Origin of the sequence: Nocardia sp. NPDC049737, from assembly GCF_040674755.1 — a bacterium.
In the GTDB taxonomy this organism is placed as follows: Bacteria; Actinomycetota; Actinomycetes; order Mycobacteriales; family Mycobacteriaceae; genus Nocardia.
On the sequence record NZ_JBFANH010000002.1, the window covers coordinates 369,040 to 395,659 of the forward strand.

26 protein-coding genes are annotated in these 26,620 nt (G+C 65.9%); 12 read left to right on the forward strand and 14 right to left on the reverse strand.

Going from position 1 to position 26,620, the window contains the following annotated elements; all coding sequences use genetic code 11:
• The first annotated feature begins 333 nt into the window (after positions 1–333).
• The gene (locus AB0J47_RS04650; protein ID WP_364340728.1) at positions 334–1,236 is read left to right on the forward strand and encodes a trypsin-like peptidase domain-containing protein; all 903 of its coding nucleotides are present in this window, start codon (positions 334–336) and stop codon (positions 1,234–1,236) included.
• 229 nt (positions 1,237–1,465) lie between these two features.
• Here AB0J47_RS04650 and AB0J47_RS04655 read toward each other — a convergent pair whose 3' ends face one another.
• Positions 1,466–2,149, reverse strand: coding sequence for a TVP38/TMEM64 family protein (locus tag AB0J47_RS04655; RefSeq protein WP_364340484.1), 684 nt, complete (start codon positions 2,147–2,149; stop codon positions 1,466–1,468).
• 174 nt (positions 2,150–2,323) lie between these two features.
• Here AB0J47_RS04655 and AB0J47_RS04660 point away from each other — a divergent pair, with 174 nt between their 5' ends.
• From AB0J47_RS04660 to AB0J47_RS04675, 4 genes are all read left to right on the forward strand, one after another.
• Positions 2,324–4,171, forward strand: coding sequence for a methylmalonyl-CoA mutase family protein (locus AB0J47_RS04660; protein WP_364340486.1), 1,848 nt, complete (start codon positions 2,324–2,326; stop codon positions 4,169–4,171).
• On the forward strand, positions 4,171–6,471 hold the full coding sequence (gene scpA / locus AB0J47_RS04665; RefSeq protein WP_364340489.1) for a methylmalonyl-CoA mutase: 2,301 nt from the start codon (positions 4,171–4,173) through the stop codon (positions 6,469–6,471). Before AB0J47_RS04660 ends, scpA begins: the two co-directional genes overlap by 1 nt.
• Before the next feature lie 23 nt (positions 6,472–6,494).
• The gene (gene meaB, locus AB0J47_RS04670) at positions 6,495–7,514 is read left to right on the forward strand and encodes a methylmalonyl Co-A mutase-associated GTPase MeaB (RefSeq protein ID WP_364340730.1); all 1,020 of its coding nucleotides are present in this window, start codon (positions 6,495–6,497) and stop codon (positions 7,512–7,514) included.
• An 82-nt stretch (positions 7,515–7,596) separates the two neighbouring features.
• On the forward strand, positions 7,597–7,857 hold the full coding sequence (locus AB0J47_RS04675) for a hypothetical protein (RefSeq protein ID WP_364340492.1): 261 nt from the start codon (positions 7,597–7,599) through the stop codon (positions 7,855–7,857).
• Positions 7,858–7,860: 3 nt separating this feature from the next.
• Here the strand turns inward: AB0J47_RS04675 and AB0J47_RS04680 are convergent, their stop codons facing one another.
• From AB0J47_RS04680 to AB0J47_RS04690, 3 genes are read right to left on the reverse strand one after another with little or no spacing between them, the layout of a single operon-like run.
• Positions 7,861–8,748: an amidohydrolase family protein gene (locus tag AB0J47_RS04680; RefSeq protein WP_364340494.1), complete on the reverse strand. Its 888-nt coding sequence runs from the start codon at positions 8,746–8,748 to the stop codon at positions 7,861–7,863.
• Complete coding sequence (locus AB0J47_RS04685; protein ID WP_364340732.1) at positions 8,745–9,794, reverse strand: nucleoside hydrolase; 1,050 nt, start codon at positions 9,792–9,794, stop codon at positions 8,745–8,747. The genes AB0J47_RS04680 and AB0J47_RS04685 overlap by 4 nt, the downstream gene beginning before the upstream one ends.
• Positions 9,795–9,822: 28 nt before the next feature.
• Positions 9,823–11,028, reverse strand: a complete 1,206-nt coding sequence (locus AB0J47_RS04690) for an FAD-dependent monooxygenase (protein ID WP_364340496.1) — start codon at positions 11,026–11,028, stop codon at positions 9,823–9,825.
• Between the two features lie 101 nt (positions 11,029–11,129).
• Between AB0J47_RS04690 and AB0J47_RS04695 the strand changes: the two genes are divergently transcribed.
• Positions 11,130–11,702: a TetR/AcrR family transcriptional regulator gene (locus AB0J47_RS04695; protein WP_364340498.1), complete on the forward strand. Its 573-nt coding sequence runs from the start codon at positions 11,130–11,132 to the stop codon at positions 11,700–11,702.
• A 21-nt stretch (positions 11,703–11,723) separates the two neighbouring features.
• Here AB0J47_RS04695 and AB0J47_RS04700 read toward each other — a convergent pair whose 3' ends face one another.
• The gene (locus AB0J47_RS04700; RefSeq protein WP_364340500.1) at positions 11,724–13,070 is read right to left on the reverse strand and encodes a CoA transferase; all 1,347 of its coding nucleotides are present in this window, start codon (positions 13,068–13,070) and stop codon (positions 11,724–11,726) included.
• A 44-nt stretch (positions 13,071–13,114) separates the two neighbouring features.
• On the opposite strand from AB0J47_RS04700, the gene AB0J47_RS04705 reads away from it, so the two are divergent.
• Positions 13,115–14,020 (forward strand): dienelactone hydrolase family protein, encoded by a 906-nt coding sequence (locus AB0J47_RS04705; protein ID WP_364340502.1) that lies wholly within the window; start codon positions 13,115–13,117, stop codon positions 14,018–14,020.
• A 10-nt stretch (positions 14,021–14,030) separates the two neighbouring features.
• A complete protein-coding gene (locus tag AB0J47_RS04710; protein WP_364340504.1) occupies positions 14,031–14,804 on the forward strand; it encodes an alpha/beta fold hydrolase in 774 nt (257 codons plus the stop codon).
• Here the strand turns inward: AB0J47_RS04710 and AB0J47_RS04715 are convergent.
• The 4 genes from AB0J47_RS04715 to AB0J47_RS04730 all read right to left on the reverse strand — a co-directional run bounded on the left by AB0J47_RS04715 (position 14,744) and on the right by AB0J47_RS04730 (position 19,006).
• The gene (locus tag AB0J47_RS04715) at positions 14,744–15,133 is read right to left on the reverse strand and encodes a DUF2784 domain-containing protein (RefSeq protein ID WP_364340506.1); all 390 of its coding nucleotides are present in this window, start codon (positions 15,131–15,133) and stop codon (positions 14,744–14,746) included. The two genes, AB0J47_RS04710 and AB0J47_RS04715, sit on opposite strands and share 61 nt — an antisense overlap.
• A 31-nt stretch (positions 15,134–15,164) precedes the next feature.
• Positions 15,165–16,634, reverse strand: coding sequence for an SDR family NAD(P)-dependent oxidoreductase (locus AB0J47_RS04720; protein ID WP_364340508.1), 1,470 nt, complete (start codon positions 16,632–16,634; stop codon positions 15,165–15,167).
• 104 nt (positions 16,635–16,738) lie between these two features.
• The gene (locus tag AB0J47_RS04725; protein WP_364340510.1) at positions 16,739–18,010 is read right to left on the reverse strand and encodes a hypothetical protein; all 1,272 of its coding nucleotides are present in this window, start codon (positions 18,008–18,010) and stop codon (positions 16,739–16,741) included.
• Positions 18,011–18,070: 60 nt separating this feature from the next.
• On the reverse strand, positions 18,071–19,006 hold the full coding sequence (locus AB0J47_RS04730) for an alpha/beta fold hydrolase (RefSeq protein WP_364340512.1): 936 nt from the start codon (positions 19,004–19,006) through the stop codon (positions 18,071–18,073).
• A gap of 108 nt (positions 19,007–19,114) precedes the next feature.
• Here AB0J47_RS04730 and AB0J47_RS04735 point away from each other — a divergent pair, with 108 nt between their 5' ends.
• From AB0J47_RS04735 to AB0J47_RS04745, 3 genes are all read left to right on the forward strand, one after another.
• On the forward strand, positions 19,115–19,300 hold the full coding sequence (locus AB0J47_RS04735) for a hypothetical protein (RefSeq protein WP_364340514.1): 186 nt from the start codon (positions 19,115–19,117) through the stop codon (positions 19,298–19,300).
• Between the two features lie 211 nt (positions 19,301–19,511).
• Complete coding sequence (locus tag AB0J47_RS04740; protein ID WP_364340516.1) at positions 19,512–20,657, forward strand: acyl-CoA dehydrogenase family protein; 1,146 nt, start codon at positions 19,512–19,514, stop codon at positions 20,655–20,657.
• Between the two features lie 58 nt (positions 20,658–20,715).
• Positions 20,716–21,351 (forward strand): helix-turn-helix domain-containing protein, encoded by a 636-nt coding sequence (locus AB0J47_RS04745; RefSeq protein WP_364340519.1) that lies wholly within the window; start codon positions 20,716–20,718, stop codon positions 21,349–21,351.
• A gap of 14 nt (positions 21,352–21,365) precedes the next feature.
• On the opposite strand, the gene AB0J47_RS04750 is transcribed toward AB0J47_RS04745, so the two are convergent.
• Entirely contained in the window at positions 21,366–21,785 is a 420-nt protein-coding gene (locus AB0J47_RS04750; RefSeq protein ID WP_364340522.1) for a hypothetical protein, read from the reverse strand.
• A 261-nt stretch (positions 21,786–22,046) separates the two neighbouring features.
• On the opposite strand from AB0J47_RS04750, the gene AB0J47_RS04755 reads away from it, so the two are divergent.
• Positions 22,047–22,796, forward strand: coding sequence for a DUF4190 domain-containing protein (locus tag AB0J47_RS04755; protein WP_364340523.1), 750 nt, complete (start codon positions 22,047–22,049; stop codon positions 22,794–22,796).
• A 29-nt stretch (positions 22,797–22,825) separates the two neighbouring features.
• Here AB0J47_RS04755 and ligD read toward each other — a convergent pair whose 3' ends face one another.
• The 4 genes from ligD to AB0J47_RS04775 form a co-directional block, all read right to left on the reverse strand.
• Positions 22,826–23,839: a non-homologous end-joining DNA ligase gene (gene ligD / locus AB0J47_RS04760; protein WP_364340524.1), complete on the reverse strand. Its 1,014-nt coding sequence runs from the start codon at positions 23,837–23,839 to the stop codon at positions 22,826–22,828.
• Positions 23,836–24,921: an ATP-dependent DNA ligase gene (locus tag AB0J47_RS04765; RefSeq protein WP_364340526.1), complete on the reverse strand. Its 1,086-nt coding sequence runs from the start codon at positions 24,919–24,921 to the stop codon at positions 23,836–23,838. Before AB0J47_RS04765 ends, ligD begins: the two co-directional genes overlap by 4 nt.
• Positions 24,922–25,085: 164 nt before the next feature.
• Positions 25,086–25,484 (reverse strand): cold shock domain-containing protein, encoded by a 399-nt coding sequence (locus AB0J47_RS04770; protein ID WP_364340528.1) that lies wholly within the window; start codon positions 25,482–25,484, stop codon positions 25,086–25,088.
• Positions 25,485–25,515: 31 nt separating this feature from the next.
• On the reverse strand, positions 25,516–26,616 hold the full coding sequence (locus AB0J47_RS04775) for an SPFH domain-containing protein (RefSeq protein ID WP_364340530.1): 1,101 nt from the start codon (positions 26,614–26,616) through the stop codon (positions 25,516–25,518).
• Between the last annotated feature and the right edge of the window lie 4 nt (positions 26,617–26,620).

A 26,620-nucleotide genomic window follows, 5' to 3' on the forward strand; every position in this document is an offset into this window, starting at 1 on the left:
CTCGCGCAGTCTGCTCGGGTCCCAGCGCGCCTCGATGGGCTCTATGCCGTGGGTGCGCGACACTGCCGCGAGACCGTCTCAGGCGACTTGGGTAGGCCTATGCGCGGATCCGCATGAACGCGCTGCCTCGGCGTTGGTGAACGTCGGATGAATCCGGTTGCGCCTGCGGCGAACACCCTGCAGCGCAGGGCCCAGCGGAGGATGCTGGAGAGGGCGGCCTAGATATCGAGTGCGCGCCTGATGAGCAGGATGGTGGTCAGCGTGGACGACGAGTCGATCCCGTTGTCGGGTCCGGAAGACGCCACACGGCGACACGATCTCGATGAGTCGGCGATGGACGCGTACTCACGTTCGGTCATCGCCGTGGCGGCGTCGGTCACCCCGCATGTTGCGAGTGTGCGAACCCGGCGGGGGAGCGGATCCGCGGTGGTCTTCACCGATGACGGATTCCTGCTCACCAATGCGCATGTGGTCGGCTCGACGAGCAGCGGCGATGTGGTGTTCGCGGACGGTGTGGAATCACGCATCGACGTCGTCGGCATCGATCCGCTCTCCGATCTCGCCGTGCTGCGCGCCCGCGCCGGTGCGCCGGGTGCGGTGGTACTCGGCGATGCCGACAAGCTGGTGGTCGGCCAACTAGTGGTGGCGGTCGGGAGCCCGCTGGGGTTGGCGGGCTCCGTAACCGCGGGCGTGGTGAGCGCGCTGGGGCGAGCTGTCCCGGTCGCCTCTCGCCGAGCCGGTCGCGTGATCGAGGATGTGATCCAAACCGATGCCGCCCTGAACCCGGGCAATTCCGGTGGCGCACTTGCCGATTCATCGGGACGGGTAGTCGGTGTCAATACGGCGGTCGCGGGCGTCGGACTCGGTCTCGCGATCCCGATCAATGCCACCACTCGCCGCATCATCAATACCCTGCTGAAAGACGGCCGCGTGCGCCGCGCCTACCTCGGCCTGGTCGGCGTTCCGGCCCCACTGCCCGCAGCCGTCGCCGCCCGCACCGGCCAACATGCCGGTGTCCGCATTGTCGAAGTCGTCCGCGGCGGCCCCGCCGATCACGCGGGGCTGCGCCGCGGCGACCTCGTACTCAGCGTCGCCCGCTCGCAAGTGGCCGACGCCCAAGGCATACAACGCCAACTCTTCGGCGACGCCATCGGGGTCTCGATGCCGGTGACGGTATTGCGCAACGGCGCGATGGTCGATGTCTTCGCCATCCCGATCGAGTTGACCGTCGATTAGCTTGTCAGCGGCCCCACGGTCGGATGACGTCGTCGGCTAGATCTTCGCGGGGGTCTTGATTCCAGTTGTCGTGGTTATTGCCGTTCGGCCCTGGTTCGACTGCGTGTACCACCATCGTTCGTCACCTCCCTTCGAGCGGTCGTTGCTGTTGCGGATTAGCCCTCCGCGCGCAACCGCAAACCGGAATCGACGCACGGCGTGCATGCGCTGCCCAGGCAACGCCGGTGCGTCAGTCGGACACGGCGACCTGGGCGGTCTCGAGATCCGCTTCGTGGGTTTGCGACCAGCGCGCGTCGACGATCAAACCGATGATGCCGATGGCGATGAGTACCCCGGAGACTACGAGCATGCCGGGGTGGGTACGTCCGGTGAGGGCATCGCCCAGGATGACGGTGCCGACGGTTCCCGGGAGGATGCCGATGACGGTGGCGATCAGATAGGGACAGAAGCGGATCGAGGAGAGGGCGCAGCAGTAATTGATCACCGAGAACGGGGCGAAGGCGATCAGGCGCAGCGATCCGACCGCGAGCCAGCCCCGGCGTTCGAGGCGTTCATCGATGGAGCGCACCGCCGGATGGGTGAGATGGGCGGCGACGCGCTCTCGGTCCAGCGCGCGGACGAGCAGAATCGCCAGGGCCGCGCTGACCGTGGTTGCCGAGGCGGCCAGGACAATGCCGAGTGCGGGTCCGAACAGGACGCCCGCGCTGACCGTCAGTACGGTCCGCGGGACCGGAGCCACCGTGACCAGCGCGTGGACCACGAAGAACAGCAGCGGGAAGATCGGGCCGACCGAGGTGGCCCAGTCCTGCATCTGCTGCGGTGTCGGCAGCGGGACCAGCATGGCCGCGATGAACAGCACCGCGCCACCGACGAGCAGGGCGAGGATGCGTGGGTCCCGAATGAGCCTGAGCACCGCGCCAGGTTACCGGTTGGTAGTGGCGGCCACGGACAACCGCCTGCGCAGCTGCCGCTAGCATCGAAGGAACGGGACGAATGCTCGTTAACCGATGTGCTCGCTGAGCTGGGCGAATGCAACGGTTTCGGGCGCACACGAGGGTGTGCGTCGAGGAGAAGAGGAACAGCAGCTATGCCGATTGCTTCAGAGCCGGTGCCTGATTACGCCGCATGGCGCAAGGGCGTGGCGGGGGTACTGGCGAAGGCCCGCAGGGTCGACGTCGCCGAACTTCCGGAGGAGCCAGAAAAGCTGCTCGAGGAACAGACCTATGACGGTCTGACCATCGCCCCGCTGTACACCCGCGGGGATGAGCGGCCCGAACTGCCGCTACCGGGCGAATATCCGTTCGTCCGTGGCCGGGACGCCACCAGGGATGTGCGGCGCGGCTGGTATGTCAGCACTTTCATCGGCGCGGCCGATGGCGCTGCGGCGAATCGCGAGATCTTGGCCACGCTGGAGAACGGGATCAGTGCACTGTGGCTCGGTGCAGGCGAGCGCGGTGTGCCGGTGGCCGAACTGCCCGCGGCACTCTCGGGTCTGCTGTTCGAACTCGCACCGCTGACACTCGCCGCTGGTGATGCGGTTTCCGCAGCGGCACAACAGGTCTTCGCACAACTCGACGGTTACCAGGTAGCGGACCGGACCGAAATTCGAGTCGCGCTGGGCGCGGCCCCGCTCACCAGTCGCTTCGCCGGAACCGCCGATGTCGAACTGGCGGAGGCGATCGCCCTGGCCGGTCAGGCGGTGCAGCGACCCGAGACCGTGCGCGCCATCACGGTGGACGGCACCGTCTTTCACGATGCGGGTGCCTCGGACGCGCAGGAGCTCGGTGCGGCGGTGGCGGCCGGTCTGGCCTACCTGCGCGCACTCACCGAAGACCGCCAGGACATCGCGGATGCCTTCGAGCAGTTGGAGTTCCGCTTCGCCGCGACCGACGACCAGTTCGCCACCATCGCGAAATTCCGCGCGGCCCGCCAGCTCTGGGCCCGCGTAGCGCATGTGTGCGGCGCGCCCGCATTCGGTGACGCACCGCAGCATGCGGTGACCTCCGCGGCGATGATGACCCAGCGCGACCCATGGGTGAATATGCTGCGCACCACTCTCGCGGCTTTCGGCGCGGGAGTCGGTGGAGCGGACACGGTTACGGTGCTGCCCTTCGATTCTGCGCTGCCGCCCGGCGAGCTCGGCGTGTCGAAGTCGTTCGCGAATCGCATGGCTCGCAATACGCAGCTGCTGCTGCTCGAGGAGTCGCATCTGGGGCATGTGCAGGATCCGGGTGCCGGTTCCTGGTACGTCGAGGATCTCACCGCCGCGCTCGCCGCCAAGGCGTGGGAGTTCATGCAGGAGCTCGAGGCCGCGGGCGGTTATCCGGCCGCGTTGGACACCGGCCTGCTCGCCGAGCGGATCGCCGCGACCCGGTCGGCCCGGGACGCCGATGTGGCACACCGCAAGACGGCGGTCACCGGTGTCAACGAATTCCCGAACCTGGCCGAACAGCCGCTATCGGAGGCCGCGCGTCAGCCCGGACAGGTGGTGCGCTACGGCGCCGCCTTCGAGACGCTGCGCAACCGCTCGGACGCCTACCTCGCGGCCAAGGGGGCGCGACCACGTGCGCTGCTGGTGCCGCTCGGCACGGTGGCCGAACACAATGTTCGAGTCACTTTCATCGCGAACCTGTTGGCCTCGGGCGGTATCGAGTCGATCAACCCCGGTCCCCTGGAAGTGGCCGGAATCGGTACGGCGGCAACCGAATCCGGTGCCGCGATCGCCGTATTATGTGGTTCGGACAAGCGTTACGCCGAGCAGGCGGGGCCGGCGGTCGAGCAGTTGCGTGCCGCCGGGATCGGGACGGTGCTGCTGGCCGGTGCGGAAAAAGCCGTCGCCGACCTGAGCGACGCGCAGCGCCCCGACGGTTATCTCGCGGCCCGCATCGATGCGGTGGCCGCACTGTCCGACCTGCTGGAGAAGGTGGGAGCCTGATGACATTGAGTCATATCGACAAGCCGGGCGAAATCGACGAACCCGGCGGCATCGAGCACCGGATCGGCAGTTTCGCCGAGGTGCCGCTGTCCGAACGTCCGGCCGAATCCGCCGCCGTCGACTCAGCACAGGTCGACGCCTTCGTGCGTGCCGCGGCCGAGGCGAACAACTACACCCCCGAACAGTTGGTGTGGTCGACGCCCGAAGGTATCGACGTGCGACCGGTTTTCACCAAGGCCGACCGCGATGCCATTGCGGCCGAAGGCTATCCGCTCGACAGCGTGCCCGGCGTCGCGCCGTTCCTGCGTGGTCCGTACCCGACGATGTATGTGAACCAGCCGTGGACCATTCGCCAGTACGCGGGTTTCTCCACCGCCGCGGATTCGAATGCCTTCTATCGCCGCAACCTGCAGGCGGGCCAGAAGGGTCTGTCGGTCGCCTTCGACCTGGCCACGCACCGCGGCTACGACTCCGACCACCCGCGCGTCCAGGGTGATGTCGGGATGGCCGGTGTCGCTATCGATTCCATCCTCGACATGCGTCAGCTCTTCGATCACATTCCGCTGGATCAGGTCTCGGTGTCGATGACCATGAACGGTGCGGTGCTGCCGATCCTCGCGCTGTATGTGGTCGCGGCCGAGGAGCAGGGCGTCGCACCGGAACAGCTGGCCGGAACCATTCAGAACGACATTCTGAAGGAGTTCATGGTCCGTAACACCTACATCTACCCGCCCAAGCCCTCGATGCGGATCATCTCCGATATCTTCGCCTACACCAGCGCGAAGATGCCGAAGTTCAACTCGATCTCCATCTCCGGCTACCACATCCAGGAGGCCGGAGCCACGGCCGATCTGGAGTTGGCCTACACCCTCGCCGACGGTGTCGAGTACATCCGCGCGGGTATCGCCGCGGGTATGGAGGTCGACAAGTTCGCGCCACGCCTGTCGTTCTTCTGGGCCATCGGCATGAACTTCTTCATGGAGGTCGCCAAACTCCGTGCGGGACGGCTGCTCTGGAGCGAGCTGGTGGCGAAGTTCGAGCCCAAGAGCGCGAAATCGCTATCGCTGCGAACGCATTCGCAGACCTCCGGTTGGTCGCTGACCGCGCAGGACGCGTACAACAACGTGGCGCGCACCTGCATCGAGGCGATGGCCGCCACTCAGGGCCACACCCAGTCGCTGCACACCAACGCCCTCGACGAGGCGCTGGCTCTGCCGACGGACTTCTCCGCGCGCATCGCCCGCAATACCCAGCTGCTGATCCAGCAGGAGTCCAACACCACGCGGCCGATCGACCCATGGGGCGGTTCGTATTACGTGGAATGGCTCACCCATCAGCTGGCCAACCGCGCCCGCGCGCATATCGCCGAGGTCGAGGCGCACGGTGGTATGGCGCAGGCGATCGGCGAGGGCATCCCGAAGCTGCGCATCGAGGAGGCCGCCGCCCGCACCCAGGCGCGCATCGACACCGGCCAGCAACCGGTGATCGGCGTGAACAAGTACCAGGTCGAAGAGGATCAGCAGGTCGAGGTCCTCAAGGTCGAGAATTCGCGGGTGCGCGCCGAGCAGATCGAGAAGCTGAACCGGCTTCGCGCCGAACGTGATTCGGCCGAGGTGGAGCGGGCACTGGCCGAATTGACCCGTGCCGCAGGCTCTTCCGAGGGTGGCATGGCGAACAACCTGCTCGCGCTGGCCATCAATGCGGCGCGCGCCAAGGCCACCGTCGGTGAGATCTCCGATGCACTGGAAAAGGTGTACGGCCGCCACCAGGCCGAGATCCGTACGCTCGCCGGTGTGTACCGCGACGAGGCCGGAAAGGTGACCAATATCAGCAAGGCGATCGAACTCGTCGAAGAATTCGCCGACGCGGAGGGGCGGCGGCCGCGCATCCTGGTCGCCAAGATGGGCCAGGACGGGCACGACCGAGGTCAGAAGGTGATCGCCACGGCCTTCGCCGACCTCGGGTTCGACGTCGATGTGGGCCCGCTGTTCCAGACCCCGGAAGAGGTGGCGCAGCAGGCGGCCGACAACGACGTGCACGTCGTCGGTGTGTCCTCACTGGCGGCCGGCCACCTCACGCTGGTGCCCGCGCTGCGGCAGGCACTGGCCGATGTCGGACGTCCCGACATCATGGTCATCGTCGGTGGCGTCATCCCGCCGGGTGACTTCGAGGAGCTGTATGCGGCGGGTGCGGCGGCGATCTTCCCGCCCGGCACAGTGATCGCCGATGCCGCGATCGATCTGCTGAAGAAGTTGGCCGGCGAGCTCGGTCATGAGATCGGTGGCGGCAGCAGCCAATGACTTCAGCATCGCGCAGCGATCCCATGGTGGGTGGTGGTCGGGCGACGGGCGGGCGTCAGCGTGTAATCGATGTAGACGCACTCGCGCAGGCGGTTCGCTCCCAGGAGCGGGCCGCCTTGGCGCGGGCCATCACTCTGGTCGAGTCGACCAGGGCCGATCATCGGGAGCTGGCGCAGCAACTGCTGCTGAAACTGACCCCGCCCACCGATACGGTCACCTCGAATCGTGTCGGCATCACCGGTGTTCCCGGCGTCGGCAAGTCGACGTTCATCGATGCGCTCGGCATGGATCTGATCGGCAAGGGGCATCGGGTCGCGGTGCTGGCCGTCGACCCGTCCTCCACCCGAACCGGCGGCTCCATCCTCGGTGACAAGACGCGCATGGCGCGACTGGCATTGGAGCGCAACGCCTATATCCGTCCCTCGCCGACGGCGGGCACCCTCGGGGGTGTCGCCAAGGCGACCCGCGAGACCATCGTGCTGCTGGAGGCCGCGGGCTACGACGTGATCCTGGTGGAGACCGTCGGCGTCGGCCAGTCCGAAGTGACGGTCGCGAATATGGTCGACGTATTCTGCTTCCTGACCCTGGCCCGCACCGGGGATCAGCTGCAGGGCATCAAGAAAGGCGTCCTGGAACTCGCCGACCTGGTCGCGGTGAACAAAGCCGACGGCAAGCACGAGATCGAGGCCAAGTCCGCGGCCCGCGAATTGGCCGGGGCACTGCGCCTCATCCATCCGCACGACGCGCTCTGGCGCCCACCGGTGCTCACTATGAGCGGCCTCGAAGGCCATGGGCTGGACAAGTTCTGGGACACCGTACTCCAACACCGCCGGGTACTCACCGAGGCGGGTGAATTCGCCGAAAAGCGCCGCCGCCAACAGGTCGACTGGACCTGGACCATGGTGCACGACCAACTACTGCGCCGCCTCGCGGAGAACCCGAACGTCAAAGCCATTCGCGCGCAAGTGGAAAAGCAGGTACGCGACGGTACATTGACCGCCGCATTAGCCGCCGAGCAGCTTCTCGACGCCTTCGACGGCTGAGCTCGCGGCAACGCCGCTGCGGGTTCATCACTGCCCAGCGCGTCACACCGAATGGCCGTGGGCCTCGAGGAGGGTGCGCAGGGTGGTCGCGAGTGACGAGGCCGCGTTCGATCAACTCGCCATCTGGCGCGTCGAAATCGCCGCCGACTGGACGTACTCGAGCCCGCCCGCCGAACTCGTGCCGGGTCGGCGAATCGGCACCTACCGGCTCGGCCTGGACGAACTGCTGACGAATGCCGACGGCGTCTCAGCGATTTCCATGGCGGATTTCGCCGTCGCGTTGCTCGACGCGGCAGAGTGGCCCGCGCACCGGCAGATCAGATTCACCGTCGTCTCGATGTGAGCATCACGCGATTCCGAAGAGCCCTGCGGCATTTCGATAGCACACCTGCTGCAGCCAAGAATCACCCAGCTCCAAGCGTTCCAGTGCGAAGATCGAATGTCCGTACGAGTAGGGGATGTTCGGAAAATCGCTACCGAACAAAATGCGCTCGCTCAAAGAATGCAGCCTGTCGTGCTCGGCGACCGGAAAGGGGGCCGTAGCCTCGGTGAAATCGGTCCACACCATGGTCGTGTCCAGGTGCACGCCCGGATATTCCTCTGCCAGATCCAGGAATTCGGAATACTCGGGCGTGCCCATATGCGCGATGATCAGCTTCAACCGCGGATAGCGTTGCAGCAGACCGGCAATGGGCTCCGGTCCGGTGTACTCGCCGGGCACGGGTCCGGAGCCGCAGTGGATCAGCACCGGTATTCCGGCGTCCTCGATCATGCCCCACACCGGATTCAGCAGCGGATCACCGGGATGGAAGTCGCCGACCTGCACATGCACCTTGAACACCCGGGCACCCCGCTCGATCGCCGCCTCGACGTAACTGTCGGCGTAATGTTCGGGATAGAACGTCGCCGTGTGCAGGCAGTCCGGGGTGCGTTCGGTGAAGTCGGCGGTCCATTCGTTGAGCCACGCCGCCATATCCGGCTTGTGCGGATACACCAGTGCGGTGAACGCGCGAACACCGAAGTCGCGCAATGTCTTCAACCGGACCTGCTCATCATCGCGGTAGGCGATCGGCCACTCCCGGCCGACCAGCGGACCGGCCGAATCGAAGTATGCCCACACCTTGGCCATGACCTGCTCCGGCATGAAATGCGTATGGACGTCGATGATTCCGGGCAGTTCGAGCCGGGTGCGGAAATCGGTCAGGTAGGTATTGTCGTCGCTGTCGCCGATCATGGAGCAGCCTCCTGCGGGTAGACCGAGCGGGCGAAGTCACCGACCCTGGTGATCAATCGTTCGAAGAACACCTCCGGGTCGGTGCCGACCACGATGTCGGCGTTGGGTTCTCGGCCCCACATGCCCACCCAGTCCGCCACGGTGGTTGCCCGGGTGATGGCGCCGACGAGTTCGACATCGACGGTGGCCGGTCGAGTAGTGGCAAGCGCCGGATCCAGCGCGACCGCCGCCGCGAACGGATCATGCATATGCGCGAGGTAGCCCTGGTCGTAGAGCTTGTGGAAGTCGAAGTAGAACCGGACCGCATCGGTGAAGTACCGCACGATCGGATTGCTCGTGGCCGACCTGGCCTCCGGCGGGTCGGTCTCCGAAACCATCTCCACGGGCAGGCTGCCCGCGCGTTCGGCGAGTTGCGCCACATGTTTGGGCCGCATCTCGATGCTCTCGGTGATATCGAGCGCGCACACGATCGGCCGCCGATCGGCGGGGGCGGCGGAGAAGGCATCGAAGACCTCCTTGGCCGCCTCCGGATCCACGTGCACATTCCATTCATTGGTCGGGGTGGTGTTGCCGGGGTGATTGAAGGCTCCGCCCATGATCACCAGCCGCCGCAGCAGCAGCGGTAGCCGTGGTTCGAGGCGGACTGCGAGCGCCAGATTCGTCAGCGGTCCAGTGCAGAGTCCGATGATCTCGCCGGGAGCCCCGCGCACCAGATCGACCCACATCTGGGCCGCCGACCGGGACGAGATCGGCCGGGCCGATGGCGGCAGTTGCGCATAACCGACACCCTGCGGCCCATGTGTGTCCTCGGTGGTGCGCAGCGGGATCGCGAGCGGGTCCGCGGCGCCCAGCGCGACCTCGATATGGGGTGCTCGGCACACATCCAGCCAGGCGAGATTGTTCGCCGCCACCTGCGGTGCGGGCACATTGCCCGCGGTGGCGGCGATTCCCACGATCTCGGCCTCCGGGGAGGCGAGCAGGTAGAGCAGCGCGAGTGAATCATCGATCCCGGTATCGACGTCCATGACGATCTTCTGTCGCACCAGTCGAGCGTAGCGAGCGGGCCCGGGCGGCTCAGTAGGTGGGCAGCACGTAGTCGTCGGTACTCGACATCATCCGCAGCATTACCGGACGCATGACCCGTGAGGTCATGACCTTCATGCTCGTGCGGGCCATCCGTGTGCCGAGGCGGGAAGTGGGCAGCATCATCTTGATGCCGCCACCGGGCAGCTCCTTGGCCTTGTCGAGGAACGGTTCGACGATCTGCTCATAGCGGGTCAGTGCTGTCGCGAGATCATCTGGCGCGGCTGCGATTTCACCGGCCAGGACGTAGGCGCCGACAATGGCCATGGCAGTACCCATACCGGTCATCGGGGAGCCGCAGAAGCCGGAGTCGCCGAGCAGCGTGACTCGCCCAGTCGACAGCGAAGGCATATCGACACGGGCCAGCATGTCGAAATAGAAGTCCGGGGTTGTGGTCATCGCGTCGAGTACCGCCGGTGTCTCCCATCCCGCCTCGGCCAGCATGTCGTGGATGAGCCGCTGCTGCGCGGCAACGTCGCGGCGCAGCGCCGGATCGGCCTCGGTGCGCAGGGTGATGATGGCCTTGGAGGTGGCCGGATCGGCATCCGGCCGAATCGCGACCGCGGCGCTGGGCACCGTATGCATCTTGAACCAGCCCGGCTCGGTTCCGGCTGGGGTCGGGATGGTGAAGAACGACATGTAGCCGCCGAGATAGGTGACGAACCGCTCCTCCGGTCCGAAGGCCAGCTGCCGGGTCGCCGAGTGCACACCGTCCGCACCGACGACCAGATCAAAACGCTCGGTGCGCCCGGATGCGAAGTCGACCTCGACACCCGTGTCGTCCTGGCGCAGCGCCGCGATCCATTCCCCGTAGCGGTAATCGAGTTCGCCCGCCGTGCTGGCGAGTTCGGTGAGCAGGACCTGATTCAAATCGCCTCGGGTGATTTCGATTTCGGCCACCGGACCCTTGCCGTCGAACATCTCCGCGGGCATCCGGGCGAACTCCCGGCCGTTTTCGTCGACGTAGGCCATGCCGCGCTCGTCGAGCTGGTACTTGCGAATGCCCGGCATGAGTCCCATCCGCTCGGCGATCTCGCGGCTCGGTCCGCGCAGGTCTACTGCCTGTCCGCCGGGGCGCGGCTTGGGTGCGCGCTCGACGACGGTGGTTCGGATGCCTGCTCGCAGCAACTGCAGTGCGAGCGCGTTGCCCGCGATGCCGCCGCCGCTGATGAGGATGTGGAGGGAGTTGGTGCTCATTATCGGGCCAATCGCTCGAACGAGTGTGTCAGACATATGTCTAACACGTGGTTGGCACGAATGTCTAGTACAAATGTCTTAGTCGTGTGTAAGCTGAGGTCATGGGAAACCGAGAAGACCTATTGGCGGGAGCGCGTAAGGCCATCATCGAACGTGGCGTGGCGAAGACGACCGCGCGCGATATAGCGGCGGCGGCGGGTGTGAGCCTGGCCGCGATCGGCTACCACTTCGGTTCGAAGGATCGGCTGATCACCGAGGCGCTCGCGGAGGCGCTCGGCAACGATATCGGCGACCGGATGGAGGCGCTGGTCCGCGCGGGCAGCGGGCAGCCGCCCCTGGAGGCGTTCACGCAGATGTGGAACGCGATGCCGCAGGTCTTCGAGGACAACCGGGACGGCATGCTGGCCAGTCTGGAGAATCTGGTGCGCGTCGCGCGGACGCCGGAATCACGGACGTACATGGACGAAAGCCTCAACGGTGCATACGAGGACATCGCCCGAGCCTTACGGGAATCACGTCCGGATCTGGACGCGGACACCGCCCTGGCGATCGCCGAACTGTACTTCGTGCTGACCCAGGGACTCGGCATCCTGTGGACGATTACCCACGGCGGGAACCTGCCTGACGGCGCGCGGCTGGCCAAGGCCATCGCGGCCCTGGCCGGTGAGTCCTGAGGGCGTCGACCAGCGCGAGTTCTACCGGGTGTGCAGCGGCCACACCGGCCGGTCAGCACCGTACCGCGGTGCGGGCCACGCGTAATCCGGATACTCGGCGAGCGCCGGCGCGGCGGTGGTGACATTGCCGTGGGTGACCGCCGCCATCGGACTCGGCGGCGCGGCCTGCGGATGACGCGGGGCGCGGCCGGGCGCATTGAGGAGCCAGGATGCGGTGCGCGCCAATGCGACTCGGACATCGCGCCCGATGCCGTCATGTGCGCGGGCGACCAGTGCGTCGATCACACCGGCCGCGAGCAGATAGCCGGAGGCGTGGTCGAGCGCCTGCGCGGGGAGCGTCCCCGGTACCGCTGGTGCGCCCTCGACAATCGAAATTCCGGCGGCGGCCTGCACGATGCTGTCGAAACCGCGCCGCCGACCCCACGGGCCGGATTCGCCCCACGCCGATATCCGACCGTGCACGAGGCCGGGTCGACGGGCGGCGGTGAGTCCGGCGTTTTCCAGCGCGCCCGGTCGATATCCGGTGATCAGCACATCGGCGGCGGCGAGCAGCTCGTTGACCTGCGGCAGGTGCCGGTGCAGATCGAGCAGTGTGGAGCGTTTGCCCTGGCAGGTGTCGTGGTACTGCCATGGGATCTCCGATAGGTGCGGCGGGTCGATCCGCATCACCTCGGCGCCGAGCAGCGCAAGGGTTCTGGTCGCGACAGGTCCGGCGATCACGCGCGTGAGATCGAGTACCCGGACCCCACGCAACGGCTGCAACGGCGATGCGCCGATCGGCAGGCCGAGCTCGCCCTGGTCGATTCGGGTGTCGATCGCCACCACTGAACCCGATGCGGCGGCCTGGCCCTGCGGACTCTGCGCCCACTCCTGCTCGGAACGCACCTGGACCGCGATGGCGCCGTGCGCGGCCGCATGTTCCTCGATATCGCTGGCCCGGCTCATCGCCATCTGCGCGACCGCAAGATCGACGGGGGCGTCGTCGGGCAGGCCGAGCGAGGCGAGCAATCGCGCGCGGTGATGCGGATAGTTGACATGGGTGCGGACCCAGCCGTCGAAGGTGGGAAAGAATCCGGACAGATCCGCGAATATCTTGGCGGGCGCACCGCCGACGCGCAGCAGGCGTTCACTGGAGAAGGCGGCGGTGATCCGTACCGGGTCCAGCCGGTGCAGCACCGGATTGAGATGGTGTGCGTCGCGGATTCGGTTCGCCGCGGCCGTCACCACGGCCACCGATCCGGCGGCCAGCGCCCAAACCGGTAGCGTCGCAGCCAAACAGCTGCCCGGATCGTCGGCGGGTACGATGCCGGAGGCCGGTACACCGATTCCGGCCTCGTAGTCGCGGACCAGCTGTTCGTGCGCAATCACGAGATCGAGAGTAGTTGTTGTGCCGCAGTAGTAGGGTCGTGGCCATGACGCCGCTGCAGCGTTATATCGCCGAAGAGATAGCCACCGACCATGCCGACGGATTGATCGGTCGCCGGGAAGCACTGCGCCGACTAGGAATGCTCGGCGTCGGCGCTACCGCCGCGGTCGCATTGCTCGCCGCGTGCTCCAGCAGCGGCGACCAGGCGAATTCCGCGTCGACGGGCTCGAAACCCGGGGCGTCCTCGGCCCCACCGGGTACCAGCGGCGCGGTCCCGGCCACCTCGATCACCTTTCCCGGACCAGGCGGTCGCCAGCTACAAGCCGCATGGGCGGCCGCGCCTCAGCCGCGCGGCGGCGTGCTCGTCATCCACGAGAACAAGGGACTCACCGACCACATCCGTTCGGTGACAGCACGTTTCGCGGGAGCCGGATACTCCGCACTCGCCGTGGACCTACTGTCCGAACGCGGCGGTACCGCCGCCTTCACCGATCCGGCGGCGGCCACCGCCGAACTCGGCAAGATCGCACCGGAGCAGTTCATCGGCGATCTGCGGGCTGGAATCGCCGAGCTGGAACGGCGGGTGCCGGAGCAGAAGATCGGCGCCACCGGCTTCTGCTTCGGCGGCGGTCTGGTCTGGTTGCTGCTGGCCTCGGGTACGCCGGAACTCGCTGCGGCGACACCGTTTTACGGACCCTTCCCGGAGAACGGGGATCTGTCCGGTTCGAAGGCAGCGGTACTCGGGATCTACGCCGCCAAGGATGAGCGGGTAATCGCCTCGCGTCCAACCGCGGAGGCGGCTCTTGACCGGGCAGGTCTCGTCCACGAGATATACGTCGCACCGAATGCGGACCACGCCTTCTTCAACGACACCGGACCTCGCTACGATCCGACCGCCGCCGCTGAAGCGTGGCAGCGGGTCCTGGATTGGTACGGCACATATCTCGGGTGAAATTCCGACGGTGAAGGAGATCGACGTGGGCAAGGCCATCGCCGCCACGGACTGGCTGCGGGTGTTGCGCGCACATCCCGCGCCGAGTCGGCAACTGCTGTGTTTCCCGCCCGGTGGGGGAGCGGTCACGGCGTATCGGGCACTGGCCGAACGGTTCGACAATGGGATCGCCGTCGCGGCTGTGCAGTATCCGGGTCGGCAGGACCGGCTCGATGAGCCCACCATCGGCGATATGGACACCCTCGTCGATCGGATCGTGGAAGAGGTGCTGAATCAGGGCCCGGTGGAACAACTTTCGCTGTTCGGTCACAGCATGGGCGCGACCGTGGCCTTCGAAACCGCACGCCGCCTGGAACGCAAGGGGCAGTCGCTCATCGCGCTGTTCGTATCCGGCCGTCCGGCACCGACTTTCGTAGAGCCGGGCCGCCTGCATCTCGGCTCCGACGACGATCTGATCGGTGATCTGGAGCGCCTGGCAACCGATCCCGCGTCCGTCCAGATCCTGCGCGACGAACCGAGTCTCGCCGAACTGGTACTGCCCGCGGTGCGCAGCGACTACCAGGCCATCGAGACCTACCGCTATCGCGAGGGCGCCTCGCTGTCCTGCGCTGTGTCGGCCCTGGTCAGCACTGAAGATCCGACGATGACGCCGGAGCAGGCCGAGGAATGGCGCGAACACACCACCGGTTCCTTCGACCGCACGGTCTTCCCCGGCGGTCACTTCTACCTCGACGACAAGGTCTCCGAGGTCGCCGACCTCATCGTCCGCACCCTCCAGGCATAGCCCACCCACGACACCACCACGCACACCGCGACCAGCCCACGCACCAAACCCAGCGCACTCTGCGGGTAGATCACCCCGGTCAGATAATGGTCGATGAACCCGCTCGGCGGCAGCCCCGCCATCCCGGCCCGATGTCGCGCCCAATTCTCCAAATACGTGAGCGGACAATCGAATCCGAACAGCACCGTGCTGAATCCCCAGCCGAATGCGATCAGATGCAGCCAGATGGTGCGCGGCCACCGCCACGCCACGAACCCGCCGACCACCACGTACACCACGAATACGAAATGCACCGCGGCGGTGGCATCAGCCAGCAGCCGATACACCATATGCCCAGCGTAACCCTGGGCACTGCGTCGATTACCAGGGTGAGGGCTGGTAGTCCTTGAGGAAGCAGCCGTAGAGGTCGGTGCCGGCTTCGCCTTGGACGATGGGGTCATAGACGCGGGCGGCGCCGTCCACCAAGTCCAGGGGGGCGTGGAAGCCCTCTTCGGCGAGGCGGAGTTTGGTGTAATGCGGGCGTTCGTCGGTGATCCAGCCGGTGTCGACGGCGGTCATGAGGATGGCGTCCTGTTCGAACATTTCGCGGGCGCTGGTGCGGGTCAACATATTCAGCGCGGCCTTGGCCATATTCGTATGGGGGTGGCCGGCACCCTTGTACGCGCGGGAGAACTGGCCCTCCATGGCGGAGACGTTCACGACGTATTTGCGGCTGGCCGCGGCGGCGGCCATTGCCGGGCGCAGCCGCGAAACCAGAATGAACGGCGCCACCGAATTGCACAGCTGGACCTCGAGCAGTTCGGTCGGGTCCACCTCGGCAACGGTCTGCACCCAGCTGTTGGTGTGCGCCAGATCCGGCACCAGACCACCGGCATCGATGGCGATACCGCGCGAAATGCGTTCCGGTGTGGCCGATCCCGCGACCAAGGCCAGTTCCGCCACGTCAGCTGAGGACAGCGACGGCGTCAGTGATGCGGTGAGTGCGGTGGGGTGCGCCTGCATGGTCTTGCCGAAGGTCACCACATCCGGCAGCACACCCGCGGGCAGCGGATCGGATTCGGCCTCGACCAGCGCGCTGTACGCGCCAGGGGAGCGGCGCACGGTCTGGGCGGCATTGTTGATCAGAATATCCAGCGGCCCCTGTGCCGCGACATCATCAGCGAGCGCGACCACCTGGGCCGGATCCCGCAGATCGATACCGACGATGCGCAGCCGGTGCAGCCAGTCGGCGCTGTCGTCCATGGCGGCGAAGCGGCGGATCGCATCGTTCGGGAAGCGGGTGGTGATGGTGGTGTGCGCACCGTCGCGCAGCAGTCGCAGCGCTATATACATGCCGATCTTGGCGCGACCGCCGGTCAGCAGGGCGCGCCGTCCGGTGAGATCGGTACGGGCGTCCCGTTTCGCGTGGCTGGTGGCCGCGCAGTCCGGGCACAGCTGGTGGTAGAACGCATCGACCCGGGTATACCGCTGTTTGCAGACATAGCAGGGCCGCGGCCGGATCAGCGTGCCCGCGCTCGCGCCCGCCGCATTCGAGGTCAGCGGGATGCCGGCGGTTTCGTCATCGATGCGATTGGGTGAACCGGTCGCGGTCGCCGCGACCACCGCACGGTCCGCCTCGGCGACCGAATCCCTGGCCACGGTTCGCTTGCGCTGCTTCAATTTCTTGAACATATGGCCGACGGCGCGCTGCACCGTGACCGAAGCCGGATCGTCCTTGTCCAACTGCCCGGCCTGCTCCAGCACCCGCAGGCAGATCGCCAGCTCATCGGGGTCGATGGCGGTGCCGCTCGGCGTTGGTGCGGTAGACGTCGACGCGGTGTTCTCGACCATCGGAATGCGGGTTTATCCTTCGTGAACTGGGAGGTTGACCCAGTCATTGTCGCATTCGAATGCGGACCGGTCGGCGCGGGCGGTCCGCACCGACCGGATGCCACCTATTTGCGCAGCTTGCTCATTGTGGAGGTGGCCGTCTTCTTCAGCAGATCGGTGACCTCGGACGCGCTGAGGATCTTGCCCGGGGACTTCGACGAACTGGACGAATACTGCGACCAGCTGATGTGGTAGGTGGTCCAGCCGTCGCGCATGGCCAACGAGATATCGGCCGTCGGATCGTCGGACTTGTGCTTGCCGGTGATCACATACGCCTCGTCGCCGAGTCCGGAGATCTTGTCGACCTTCGCGTCCTTGCCGTATGCGCTCTGGGTCCAGGTCTCGTACGACGCGGTGAATTCAGGTCCCGGATTGGTCTGCTTGTGCACCTGCGCGCTGGTGTAGATGGCGGCGTAGTCGTACTTCTCAGTCGAGCCGGACGGAGTGAAGCGGACATCGCACCCCATCGAATCGACCGCGGCGTGCTTGGAGCCCTCGTGCTTCGGATAGGTATTGCCTGAGGAATCGGTCTTCGACAGCGTGAAGCCCGCGCTCGTGTAGGGCGAGGTGTCGGTGAGATCGCAGAGATTGGCGACATACTTGTAGCCGCGCAGATCGGCATCCTTGCTGATATCGGCCTTGCCCGCGTCGAACGCGCCGATCGCGAACATCGCACCCGCCCACACCGCGGAGGTGACGACGACCGCGCCGAGCGCCCAAAGCCAGCCTTTGCCGCCGGGTTTGGGCGGCTGTTGATATCCGGGTGCGGGTTGCGGGTATCCGGGCTGTTGGAAACCCGGTGCAGCCTGCGGGAATCCGGACAGGGGCTGCTCGAATCCGGGTTGTTGGAAACCGGCTTGCGGGTATCCGGGTGCGGCCTGCGGTGTTCCCGGCTGCGGATATCCGGGTGAGGACTGGTGATATGCCGGTTGCTGATATCCGGTCCCCGACTGGTGGCCGGGGGGTGTGGCTTGCGGGGCCCCACTCTGCTGGTATCCGGGTGCGGCCTGCGGTGTCCCCGGCTGCGGATATCCGGGTGAGGACTGTTGGTATCCCGGTTGCGGATATCCGGTCCCCGATCCGGCGGGCGCGGTCACCGGCTGATCGAATGGCTGCCGCACCATCGTCGGATCAGCGGGTTGCTGCTCCGCCGGGCTCTGCGGTCCGGCATCGCCTTGCGGTCCCACGACCGGAACCGCGGGCTGCGATGGCAACTGATAACCCGGCTGCCCGACCATCGTGGGATCCGATTGCGAATACTGCGGTCCCTGCTGCGGCTGTTGCTGCGCCCACCATGCGTCGTTGGGCTGATTCTGTTGTTCCCCCGGTCCGGTCATGCGCGCAAAGTACCACCCCGTCGGATTTCCCGGCCACCCACCGTTGGCGGGCATCTGCGATCACTGCGGGATGCTGGCGTTCGCGGCGTGCAGATCCTCGACGAAGTTCGCGATGGCCTCGGCGACGAGCAGCGGTTCGGTCACCGGCAACCAGTGATCGGCCGGAATCGGGCAGCGCCACAACCGATCCACCCACCGTGCGCTGCCGTAGTAGAGGAACGGCGGCACCAGCACATCGGTGGTGTCCACAACCAACTGCACCGGCACCGCGGTGCTGCGCTCACGCGGCCGCAGCAGATGATGCGGCAGATTGGCCACGGCGATCCGTGCGCCCGCGGCCAGATCCGCGCGCCAGGTCGGGGCGATCGGCGCGTACGTGCGGGCGACGCCGCCGAGCCATTCGATCAACCAGGTGCGCACCCGCGGTGGATAGGCGATCCGTCGCGCTGCGGTCTGGGCCGTTCCGACGCCGTGCCGCCAGAATTTCCGGTCGGCGATCAGCTCCAGCGCTCGGCGTGGTTGGCCTGCCAATTCGCGCAGTGTCATGCCGACGTGATCGAGATTCGGACCCGCTACGGCAGTGAACGAGGCGATCCGGGTATTGGCACGCGGGTCGCAGACCGCCTCCCAGACTTGCACCGCACCCCAGCCGTGTCCGCAGACGTGCACCGGCCGCTTCGGGCTGACCGCATCGATCAGCGCGAAGAAATCATCGGCCAGTTGATCGAGTCGGTAGTCCTGCGGCACAGCGGGTTTCGCCGATTCACCGTGTCCGCGCACGTCATAGGCGATGACTCGGAAGCCGTCGGCCAGCAGCGTCGCCACCGCGGACCAGACCAGATGGGTATCGGACAGGCCGTGCACCAAGACGAGGGGTTCCGCACTGCGCTCGCCCCATTCGAAGACGGCCAGCTCGCTATTCGCGCCGAGCACCGTGGACCGGCGGTATGGACGTTGAATGCCGGTCGGGTCGGGGGAGTCGAGCGGTTCGGTCATCTGCTTGCCTCGATCGATGCGCTGAATGCTGCGTGTGTACCGCCGGTACGTGATCCGATACTGACAGTACGCATTACCCGAATCAATGGGACGAAACCACGACGGGCTATGTGGCTGGGTGATGCGGATGCCCGCCGTCCCGACGGCACCGACGAATTCGTCGAGCAGGCAACCGAATTCGTCTGGCGGCTGATGGACGGATTCCTGCGCCGTCAGGGCATCTCGGCCGATCCGGATTTCCCGAGCTTCACCTCGCTCGCGGCCGTCAACCGAGCCCGGCGGCCGACCGGCTGAATCGCATTCCGCGCCCTCGTAAAGCCAACTCGACCTGCGGCGTATCCGCTTTGTTGACATTGTGCCAATAGTTCGCCAATCTGATGTCGAGACGCGGGTGCGACAGGCCCGCGCCCGCGGCAGGAGCGACCGGCCCGAAGGCGGTAGCTTGCGTGACCACGTAGGGCCCCGCGAGTGCCGCAAATTTGACACCGAGCAAAGGATTTCTGCGATGGCATGCGCGGCATGGAGTGACAACGAGGTCGAGGCGGTCCGGGAGCTGGCGCGAAACTTCTTCGAGAAGGAAGTCGTCCCGCACGAGGAGAAGTTCGTCGCACAGGGACATCCCGATCGCGCGCTGTACAACCGGGCCGGTGAGCTCGGCCTGCTCTGCACCGCGATCCCGACCGAATACGGCGGCGGTGGCGGCACTTTCGCGCACGAGGCCGCCATCATCGAGGAACAGGCCTTCGCGGGTGACGGCTCCATGGGCATGGCCGTGCACACCTCGATCATCGCGCCGTACATTCACCACTTCGGCACCGAAGACCTCAAGCAGCGGGTGCTGCCCAAGGCCGCGACCGGGGAGATGGTGTTGTCGATCGGCATGACCGAACCGGGCACCGGCTCGGATCTGCAGAACATCAAGACCCGCGCGGTCCGCGAGGGCGACGAGTACGTCATCACCGGCTCGAAGATCTTCATCACCAATGGCTGGCTCTGCGACGGCATTCTCATCGCCGCCAAGACCGATCCGAGCAAGGGCGCGGCGGGCGTCTCGCTGATCTTCGCCGAGGTCGGCGACGATACCCCGGGCTTCAAACGCGGCCGCATCCTGAACAAGATCGGTGGCAAGGCCCAGGACACCGCAGAGCTGTTCTTCGACGGGCTACGCGTGCCCGCGTCGAATCTGCTCGGCGAAGCCGAAGGGCAGGGTTTCTATCAGATGATGCAGATGCTGGCCCAGGAGCGACTGGTCACCGGCATCCTCGCGGTCGCCATGATGGAGCAGGCGGTTGACCTGACCGTCGAATACACCAAGGGGCGCGAGGCCTTCGGCAAGCCGTTGTTCGCTATGCAGAACACCAAATTCGAGATGGCCGAATGCGCGACCATCGCCAAGGTGAGCCGAATCTTCCTCGACGACTGCATCAGCAAACATCTGCGCGGCGAACTCGATATTCCCACCGCTGCGATGTCGAAGTACTGGCTCACCGATCAACTCGGTATTGTGGTCGATCGCTGCCTGCAACTGTTCGGCGGCTACGGCTACATGACGGAGTATCCGATTTCCCAGCTCTACACCGGTGCCCGCGTGCTGCGCATCCTCGCGGGCAGCAACGAGGTAATGAAGGATCTCATTGCCAGGTCACTCTGAGTTCACCGCTAGCGATCGCTCGCGGGTCGCTCGAAACGATGCCGCTAGCGATCATCGCTTGCGGGTCGCTCGAAACAACACCGAGGCGCAGCCACGCAGGCGCAGGCTGGAACCGGACGAGCGACGCGCACAGATCCTGGAGTGCGCGATCGACATGTTCGGCGAGCGGCCCTACGCGGCGGTCTCCACCGCGGAGCTCGCGCAGCGCGCCGGGGTCGCGCGCGGGCTGATCAACCATTACTTCGGCAATAAGCGCGACCTGTATCTCGCGGTCGTGCGCCGGATGGTCACCTTGCCGCGCCTGGACGATATGGTCGCGCCGACCGGCACCGACCGGGAACGTGTCGAGGCGAGCGTGCACTGGCTGCTGGATGTGATCTCCGAACACGGCAGCACCTGGGTCAAGGTGACCAGCCATGAGGGCGTCGGCGACGATCCGGAGGTGCAACAGATCCTGGATCAGGCCGATGACGCGGCCGCCGAGCGGATGCTGCTGATGGTCGGGCGCGCGGATTCGGCACACAGTGCGCAATTGCGTGCCATGGTCCGCGCATTCGGGGGTCTGGTGAAAGTCGCGGGCCGGGAATGGATCACCCGCGGCACCCTCACTCGCGGGCAGGTGCACGTGCTGCTGGCCGACATGCTTATGACATTGGTGACCGAAACCATGCCGAAGGTGGATCCGGGGCGCTGACGTTGCGGCGTGGGCTATTTCGGCAATTCCGAAGGGCTTTCACCGGGCGCGAGCCTGCGTTCGGTGGCGCTGTAGCGGACGGGTCGCATATGGCCAGGCGCGTGCCCGGTGCGACCGTACTTCAGCTCGATCACTTCCTCGCGGCGATGCTCGACCAGCAGTGCGCCCACTCCGGTGATCCACAGTGCGGCCGTCACTATCGCGCCGATCTGGGTCCAGCCGATGAAACCGTAGCCAGCGGCGGTGAGGGTGCACGCCATGGCGACGACGCCGAGCAAGCACAGAATGATGCCGGGAACGTTGTAGTCGTCACCGAGTAGATCGCCCGCGTGGGAATGCCAAGGGCGCGATTGTTTTCCTCTCGAACCGGAGCCACCGTGCATGGCTGCCTCCTGTGCCGAAATCGCCGCATAGATAGGTTCCGGGATCAGCATGTACCTCTCTGGCGTAGCGCGCGAGTGGTGTTTGCCGGTTTGTTACTCCACTGCTCGAACCGCACCGTACCGAAACCGTTCACCCCGCTGACGAGGACAGGTGAGTTGACATGGCGGCTTTCGCGATTACGGTTTGATGACGATCGATCGGCCGTTTCGGATGATGTTGCGGCCGTCGGCCCCTATCCTTTGTCGGTATCGGGGCGGGTCCGGGCAGTTCGAGGTTCCTGCGCGGTTTTGTGGTGTGGAAGAGGGACCTGGATGGCACGGACGGATAACCGTGAGCGCGAGCGCTGGCCGGAGGCGCAGCCGGAGGAGTACGAGGCGGAGACCGGAGCGATCGGTCGGTGGCCGGATACCGATCCGAACGACCGCTGGCCGGAGGTGGAGCCGCCGACCCGGCGGGCTCCCCGGGCCGGTCGACTACGGGTCGAGGTTCCGCCCATCGTCAACCCGTATGCGATCGTCGCCTTGGTGGCCGCGCTGCTCGGCCTCTTCCCGGTCGCGATCGTGTTCGGGTTCATCGCGTTCAGCCATCCGCGCGGTAAGACCATGGCGGTCTGCGCGCTGCTGCTCGGCGTGATCGAGGTGGTCGGTATCGCCGGATATGTCGTGCTGTCCGGCGGCAACTTCTCCGACGCGCTGTCCGGGATGAACCGGACCCCCGTCGTATCGAGTGTCGCGCTGCCCTCCACCATCTCCCAGACCGCCGTCGTGCAGCCCTCGGTCGCGCCGACCGTCATCACACCTCCGCCCACGTCGACGAGCCAGGTGACCCCGAAGAAGGGCACGGTGTGCACCGAGCCGGGTCGCATCGGTACGGGGGCTGACGGCACCACTCTGCTGTGCCTGGCCAGTGGCGGTGTCTACCAGTGGAACGGTCCGTACACCGTGGGCGGTACCGTCGCGGAGCCCGGAACCAAATGCGACGGTTCGAGCAAGAGTGCTCGCACGGCGGACGGGCGCGCGGTTACCTGTGAGAGCAAGGTGTGGGTGCTGTGGACCGAATAGCGGTCCGGGCCGCAATAGCCTTCAGGTAGCTAGCCTTCCATTTCCGGCTTCTTGGCCCGGCTCGGTTGTACCCGGGGCGGCTCGTTCGGCATCTTGGGATATTGCGGTGGCCACGGTGCGTCCATGAGTCCGGATGCCATATCGCGCTCCGACATTTTCAGCAGCGGCTCGATGGATTGGGCCGGTCGCTGCGCCCACGGGTCACCGGATTCGGCCAGCCGCGCGGGGACGGTGGCAATGGTCAATTCCTCTGGGACCACGGTCTCCAGATCGGACCAGGCGATCGGCGTGGAGACCTGCGCGCCGACCTTCGGGCGCGCGCACCACGCGCCGAAAACCGTTTTGTGCGGGGCATTCTGGTTGAAGTCGACGAAGACGCGGTTGCCGCGCTCCTCTTTCCACCACTGTGCGGTGATCTCATCCGGATGCCGTCGCTGCAGCTCCCGAGCCAGCGCGACGGCGGCTGCGCGCACCTGGTAGCCGTCCCATTTCGGTTCCAGCGCAACGTAAATGTGCAATCCGCGCGAGCCCGAGGTCTTGATGCGGGAGTCGATGCCGAGTTCGGTGAACAGCTCGCGGGTGAGTACCGCGGCGTGTTTGAGATCGTCGAAGGTGATGCCGGGGGAAGGATCCAGGTCGATGCGCAGCTCATCGGCGATATTCAGATCGTCGACGTGATTGGGCCAGACGTGGAAGCCGATGCAGCCCTGGTTCACCGCCCACAGAATGTGCGCGAGATCATGGGCGACAAGGGCATCGCTGGTGGTGCCATTGGGTGTGGCGACCTCGACGGTGTGCAGCCAGTCCGGCGCGGATTTCGGCACCCGCTTCTGGAACCACGACTTACCGGAGGCCCCATCGGGATACCGCTCCAGCAGCAGCGGCCGATCGCGCACCACTTGTAGGAACGGCTCGGCCACGGCCTGGTAGTAGCGCACCAGATCGAGTTTCGTCTCACCGCGTTTGGTGAAATAGACCTTGTTCGGATTGCTGATGGTGACGGTTCTGCCGTCGACCTCGATATCGACCGACTCGCTCATCATTTCCCCCGGGCTTCGGTGAAGATGGCGCTCAATTCGGCCGGCGCGACCTCGTCGAGCTGGGCATAGGTACACGATTCGGGTGTGCGATCGGACCGGAAGCGAACCAGCCTGCCGCCGTGCCGCAAGCGGCCCGACTGCACATGTTCGTAGCGGACCTCGGCGACCAACTCCGGACGCAGCGCCTCCCAGGACAGATCCTTACCGCCGGTCCACCGGCTCACCCCGCCCGGCATCTTGCCATCGGCCTTCGCCTGCGCCGCCGCATCGGCCCATTCCCGCCACGGATGATTCGCCAATGCGTTCTCCCGCAACGGTTTCAGCTCATCCACCAGCGACTTGCGTTTGGCTGCGGTGAAACTGCTCGCCACCCCGACATGATGCATATTGCCCGCGTCGTCGAAGAGTCCGAGCAGCAGGGATCCGACGCCTTCGCCGTCCTTGTGCCAGCGGAAACCGGCCACCACGCAGTCGGCGGTGCGCTCGTGTTTGACCTTGAGCATCACCCGCTTGTCCTGCAGATACGCCAGCTCGTTCGACTTGACCATCACGCCGTCGAAACCCGCACCCTCGAAGCGGGTGAACCAGTCCTCGGCGACGGCGGGATCCTGGGTGATCGGGGTCAGATGCACCCTGGCGAGTTCGGTATCGAGAATGGTCTCCAGCAGCCGTCGGCGTTCGGCGAACGGTTCACCGGTCAGATCCTTATCGCCGAGGGCGAGCAGATCGAAGGCGACGAAACTGGCAGGTGTTTCCTTGGCCAACTTGTTGACCCGGGAGGCCGCCGGATGCAACCGGTTCTGCAGGGTGTCGAAATCGAGTCCCTGATCGGTGACCACCACGATTTCACCGTCCACCACGCATTTATCCGGCAGCGCCGCCTTCAGCAGTTCGGCGACCTCCGGAAAATAGCGGGTGAGGGGGCGGTCGTTGCGGGAACCGAGTTCTACTTCGTCGCCGTCGCGGAACACCACACAGCGAAAGCCGTCCCATTTCGGTTCGTAACTCAGGCCCGGCTCGTGCGGCACCGAGGGCGCCGTTTTCGCCAGCATCGGCCTGACGGGCGGCATCACGGGTAAGTCCACAGCATCCTCCTCGGGGTCCGTGCTCTCACCCTTATCGACGTCGCAGTCGACGCAGATTCATCGGTGCGGCCGGGGTTGTGGCTTGATCGTAGAACCCCGGTCCGACAAGGTCGTGAACCTCGCCTGGATCGCCCGAAGTGCCGAGAAGATGGGGAGCTTGCGCGCTATTCCAGCCAGCCGTGCTGATCGGCGAAGGCGGTAAGTCGGTCGCGGATGGTGAGGATCTCACCGGCGGTGAGGGCGGGGCTGGCGTCCAATAGCAGCTCGGTGATCAGGCGTTTGTGTTCGGTGGCGGTCAGCTGGCCGGAGCCGGACTTGTCTTTCTTGTGCCGAGGAGCGGGTGGTAGCGGTTGACCGCCGACCACGGCGAGGTTGACGGCCTTCGGACCACGATCACCCTCGGTCACATCGAATTCGAACACCCGCCCCTGGCGCAGTTCGTCCTCGTCCAGTCCGATGTCGTTCACATGAACGAACACATCCGGGCCACCATCGTCGGGCCGAATGAACCCGAATCCCCGCGAACTGTCGAACGACACCAATTTCCCGATGGACACCAACACCCGCTCCTCGCGCCGTCGCTACTCGGCCACTTTAGCCCGCATTTTCTCCGTCGTTGGATGAAAGCGCCTTTTGTAACGAGTTGAATACAGTCAGGCCCTGACCGACCATTCCGTTGACCAATTCGCCGACACCGTCGGGTCCGTTGAGCACCGTCAGGTTGGCGTTCGCCAGGCCGTTGGAGGCCTGCTTGACGATTTCCGGCAGCTGCTCGATCAGCAACTGGTCCAAGGCGATCCGGTTGTTCGAGGCCGCCGCCTCGGCCTGGATCCGGGTCCGATCGGCCTCGGCCACGGCGAGGATGCGCACCCGTTCCGCTTCGGCCTGAGCGGGTTTCACGACTTCGGCCTGCAACTGCTGCTCGCGCAACTCGGCCTCTTTGCGCGCCTGTTCGGCCTGTGCGGTGAGCACCTCCTGCATCGCCTTGGCCTCGGCCAGCGGGCCGGCCTGTGCCGCCTCGGCATTGGCCTTATCGATATCCTGCTGATACTGCGCCTGGAGAATGGCGGTCTCGCGCTGATATTCGGCTCGGCGGCGCAGCGATTCCTGTTCGGCCTCGGCGGCATGCTGGGCTGCCTGTGATTGGGCGATCTGCGCATCGCGCTGTACCGCCGCGTTGTGCGGTGCGGCCAGTGCGGTGATGTATCCCAGATTGCCGTCATCGATGGATTGGATTTGGAACGAATCCACCCACAGCCCGATGTTGCTCATCTCCACCTTGGAGGCCACCAGCACCTCGTCGGCCAGCCGCTGGCGTTCGCGGATGATCTCCTCGACCGTCATCGAGCCGACGATCGAGCGCAGGTGTCCGGAGAAGATGCGCCCGGTCAGCACCGACATCTCCCGCTCCTGTTCGGACAGAAAGCGTTGGGCCGCATTGACGATCGACTGGGTGTCGTTGGCGACCTTGAACGCGATCACCGCGCGCACCTCGAGCTGGATGGCCTGCTTGGTGACGCAGCGCTCCTTGATCTCGGCCTCGAACATGGCCAGCGACAGATAGCTCACTTTGCGGAAGAACGGCATCACCCATTTGCCGCGTCCGATGACGACGCCGAAGGGCGCGTTGTCCTTGCTCTTACCGCCGCTGACCAGCATTGCTTCGTCAGGATCCGGAACGTGATAACCCAGCACTGTG

Coding starts and splice junctions, on each gene's coding strand:
- AB0J47_RS04650 (WP_364340728.1), top strand. CDS start 334: ATGGACGCGTACTCACGTTCGGTCATCGCCGTGGCGGCGTCGGTCACC.
- AB0J47_RS04660 (WP_364340486.1), top strand. CDS start 2,324: ATGCCGATTGCTTCAGAGCCGGTGCCTGATTACGCCGCATGGCGCAAG.
- scpA (WP_364340489.1), top strand. CDS start 4,171: ATGACATTGAGTCATATCGACAAGCCGGGCGAAATCGACGAACCCGGC.
- meaB (WP_364340730.1), top strand. CDS start 6,495: ATGGTGGGTGGTGGTCGGGCGACGGGCGGGCGTCAGCGTGTAATCGAT.
- AB0J47_RS04680 (WP_364340494.1), bottom strand. CDS start 8,748: ATGATCGGCGACAGCGACGACAATACCTACCTGACCGATTTCCGCACC.
- AB0J47_RS04690 (WP_364340496.1), bottom strand. CDS start 11,028: ATGAGCACCAACTCCCTCCACATCCTCATCAGCGGCGGCGGCATCGCG.
- AB0J47_RS04695 (WP_364340498.1), top strand. CDS start 11,130: ATGGGAAACCGAGAAGACCTATTGGCGGGAGCGCGTAAGGCCATCATC.
- AB0J47_RS04705 (WP_364340502.1), top strand. CDS start 13,115: ATGACGCCGCTGCAGCGTTATATCGCCGAAGAGATAGCCACCGACCAT.
- AB0J47_RS04715 (WP_364340506.1), bottom strand. CDS start 15,133: ATGGTGTATCGGCTGCTGGCTGATGCCACCGCCGCGGTGCATTTCGTA.
- AB0J47_RS04720 (WP_364340508.1), bottom strand. CDS start 16,634: ATGGTCGAGAACACCGCGTCGACGTCTACCGCACCAACGCCGAGCGGC.
- AB0J47_RS04725 (WP_364340510.1), bottom strand. CDS start 18,010: ATGACCGGACCGGGGGAACAACAGAATCAGCCCAACGACGCATGGTGG.
- AB0J47_RS04730 (WP_364340512.1), bottom strand. CDS start 19,006: ATGACCGAACCGCTCGACTCCCCCGACCCGACCGGCATTCAACGTCCA.
- AB0J47_RS04735 (WP_364340514.1), top strand. CDS start 19,115: ATGTGGCTGGGTGATGCGGATGCCCGCCGTCCCGACGGCACCGACGAA.
- AB0J47_RS04740 (WP_364340516.1), top strand. CDS start 19,512: ATGGCATGCGCGGCATGGAGTGACAACGAGGTCGAGGCGGTCCGGGAG.
- AB0J47_RS04750 (WP_364340522.1), bottom strand. CDS start 21,785: ATGCTGATCCCGGAACCTATCTATGCGGCGATTTCGGCACAGGAGGCA.
- AB0J47_RS04755 (WP_364340523.1), top strand. CDS start 22,047: ATGGCACGGACGGATAACCGTGAGCGCGAGCGCTGGCCGGAGGCGCAG.
- ligD (WP_364340524.1), bottom strand. CDS start 23,839: ATGATGAGCGAGTCGGTCGATATCGAGGTCGACGGCAGAACCGTCACC.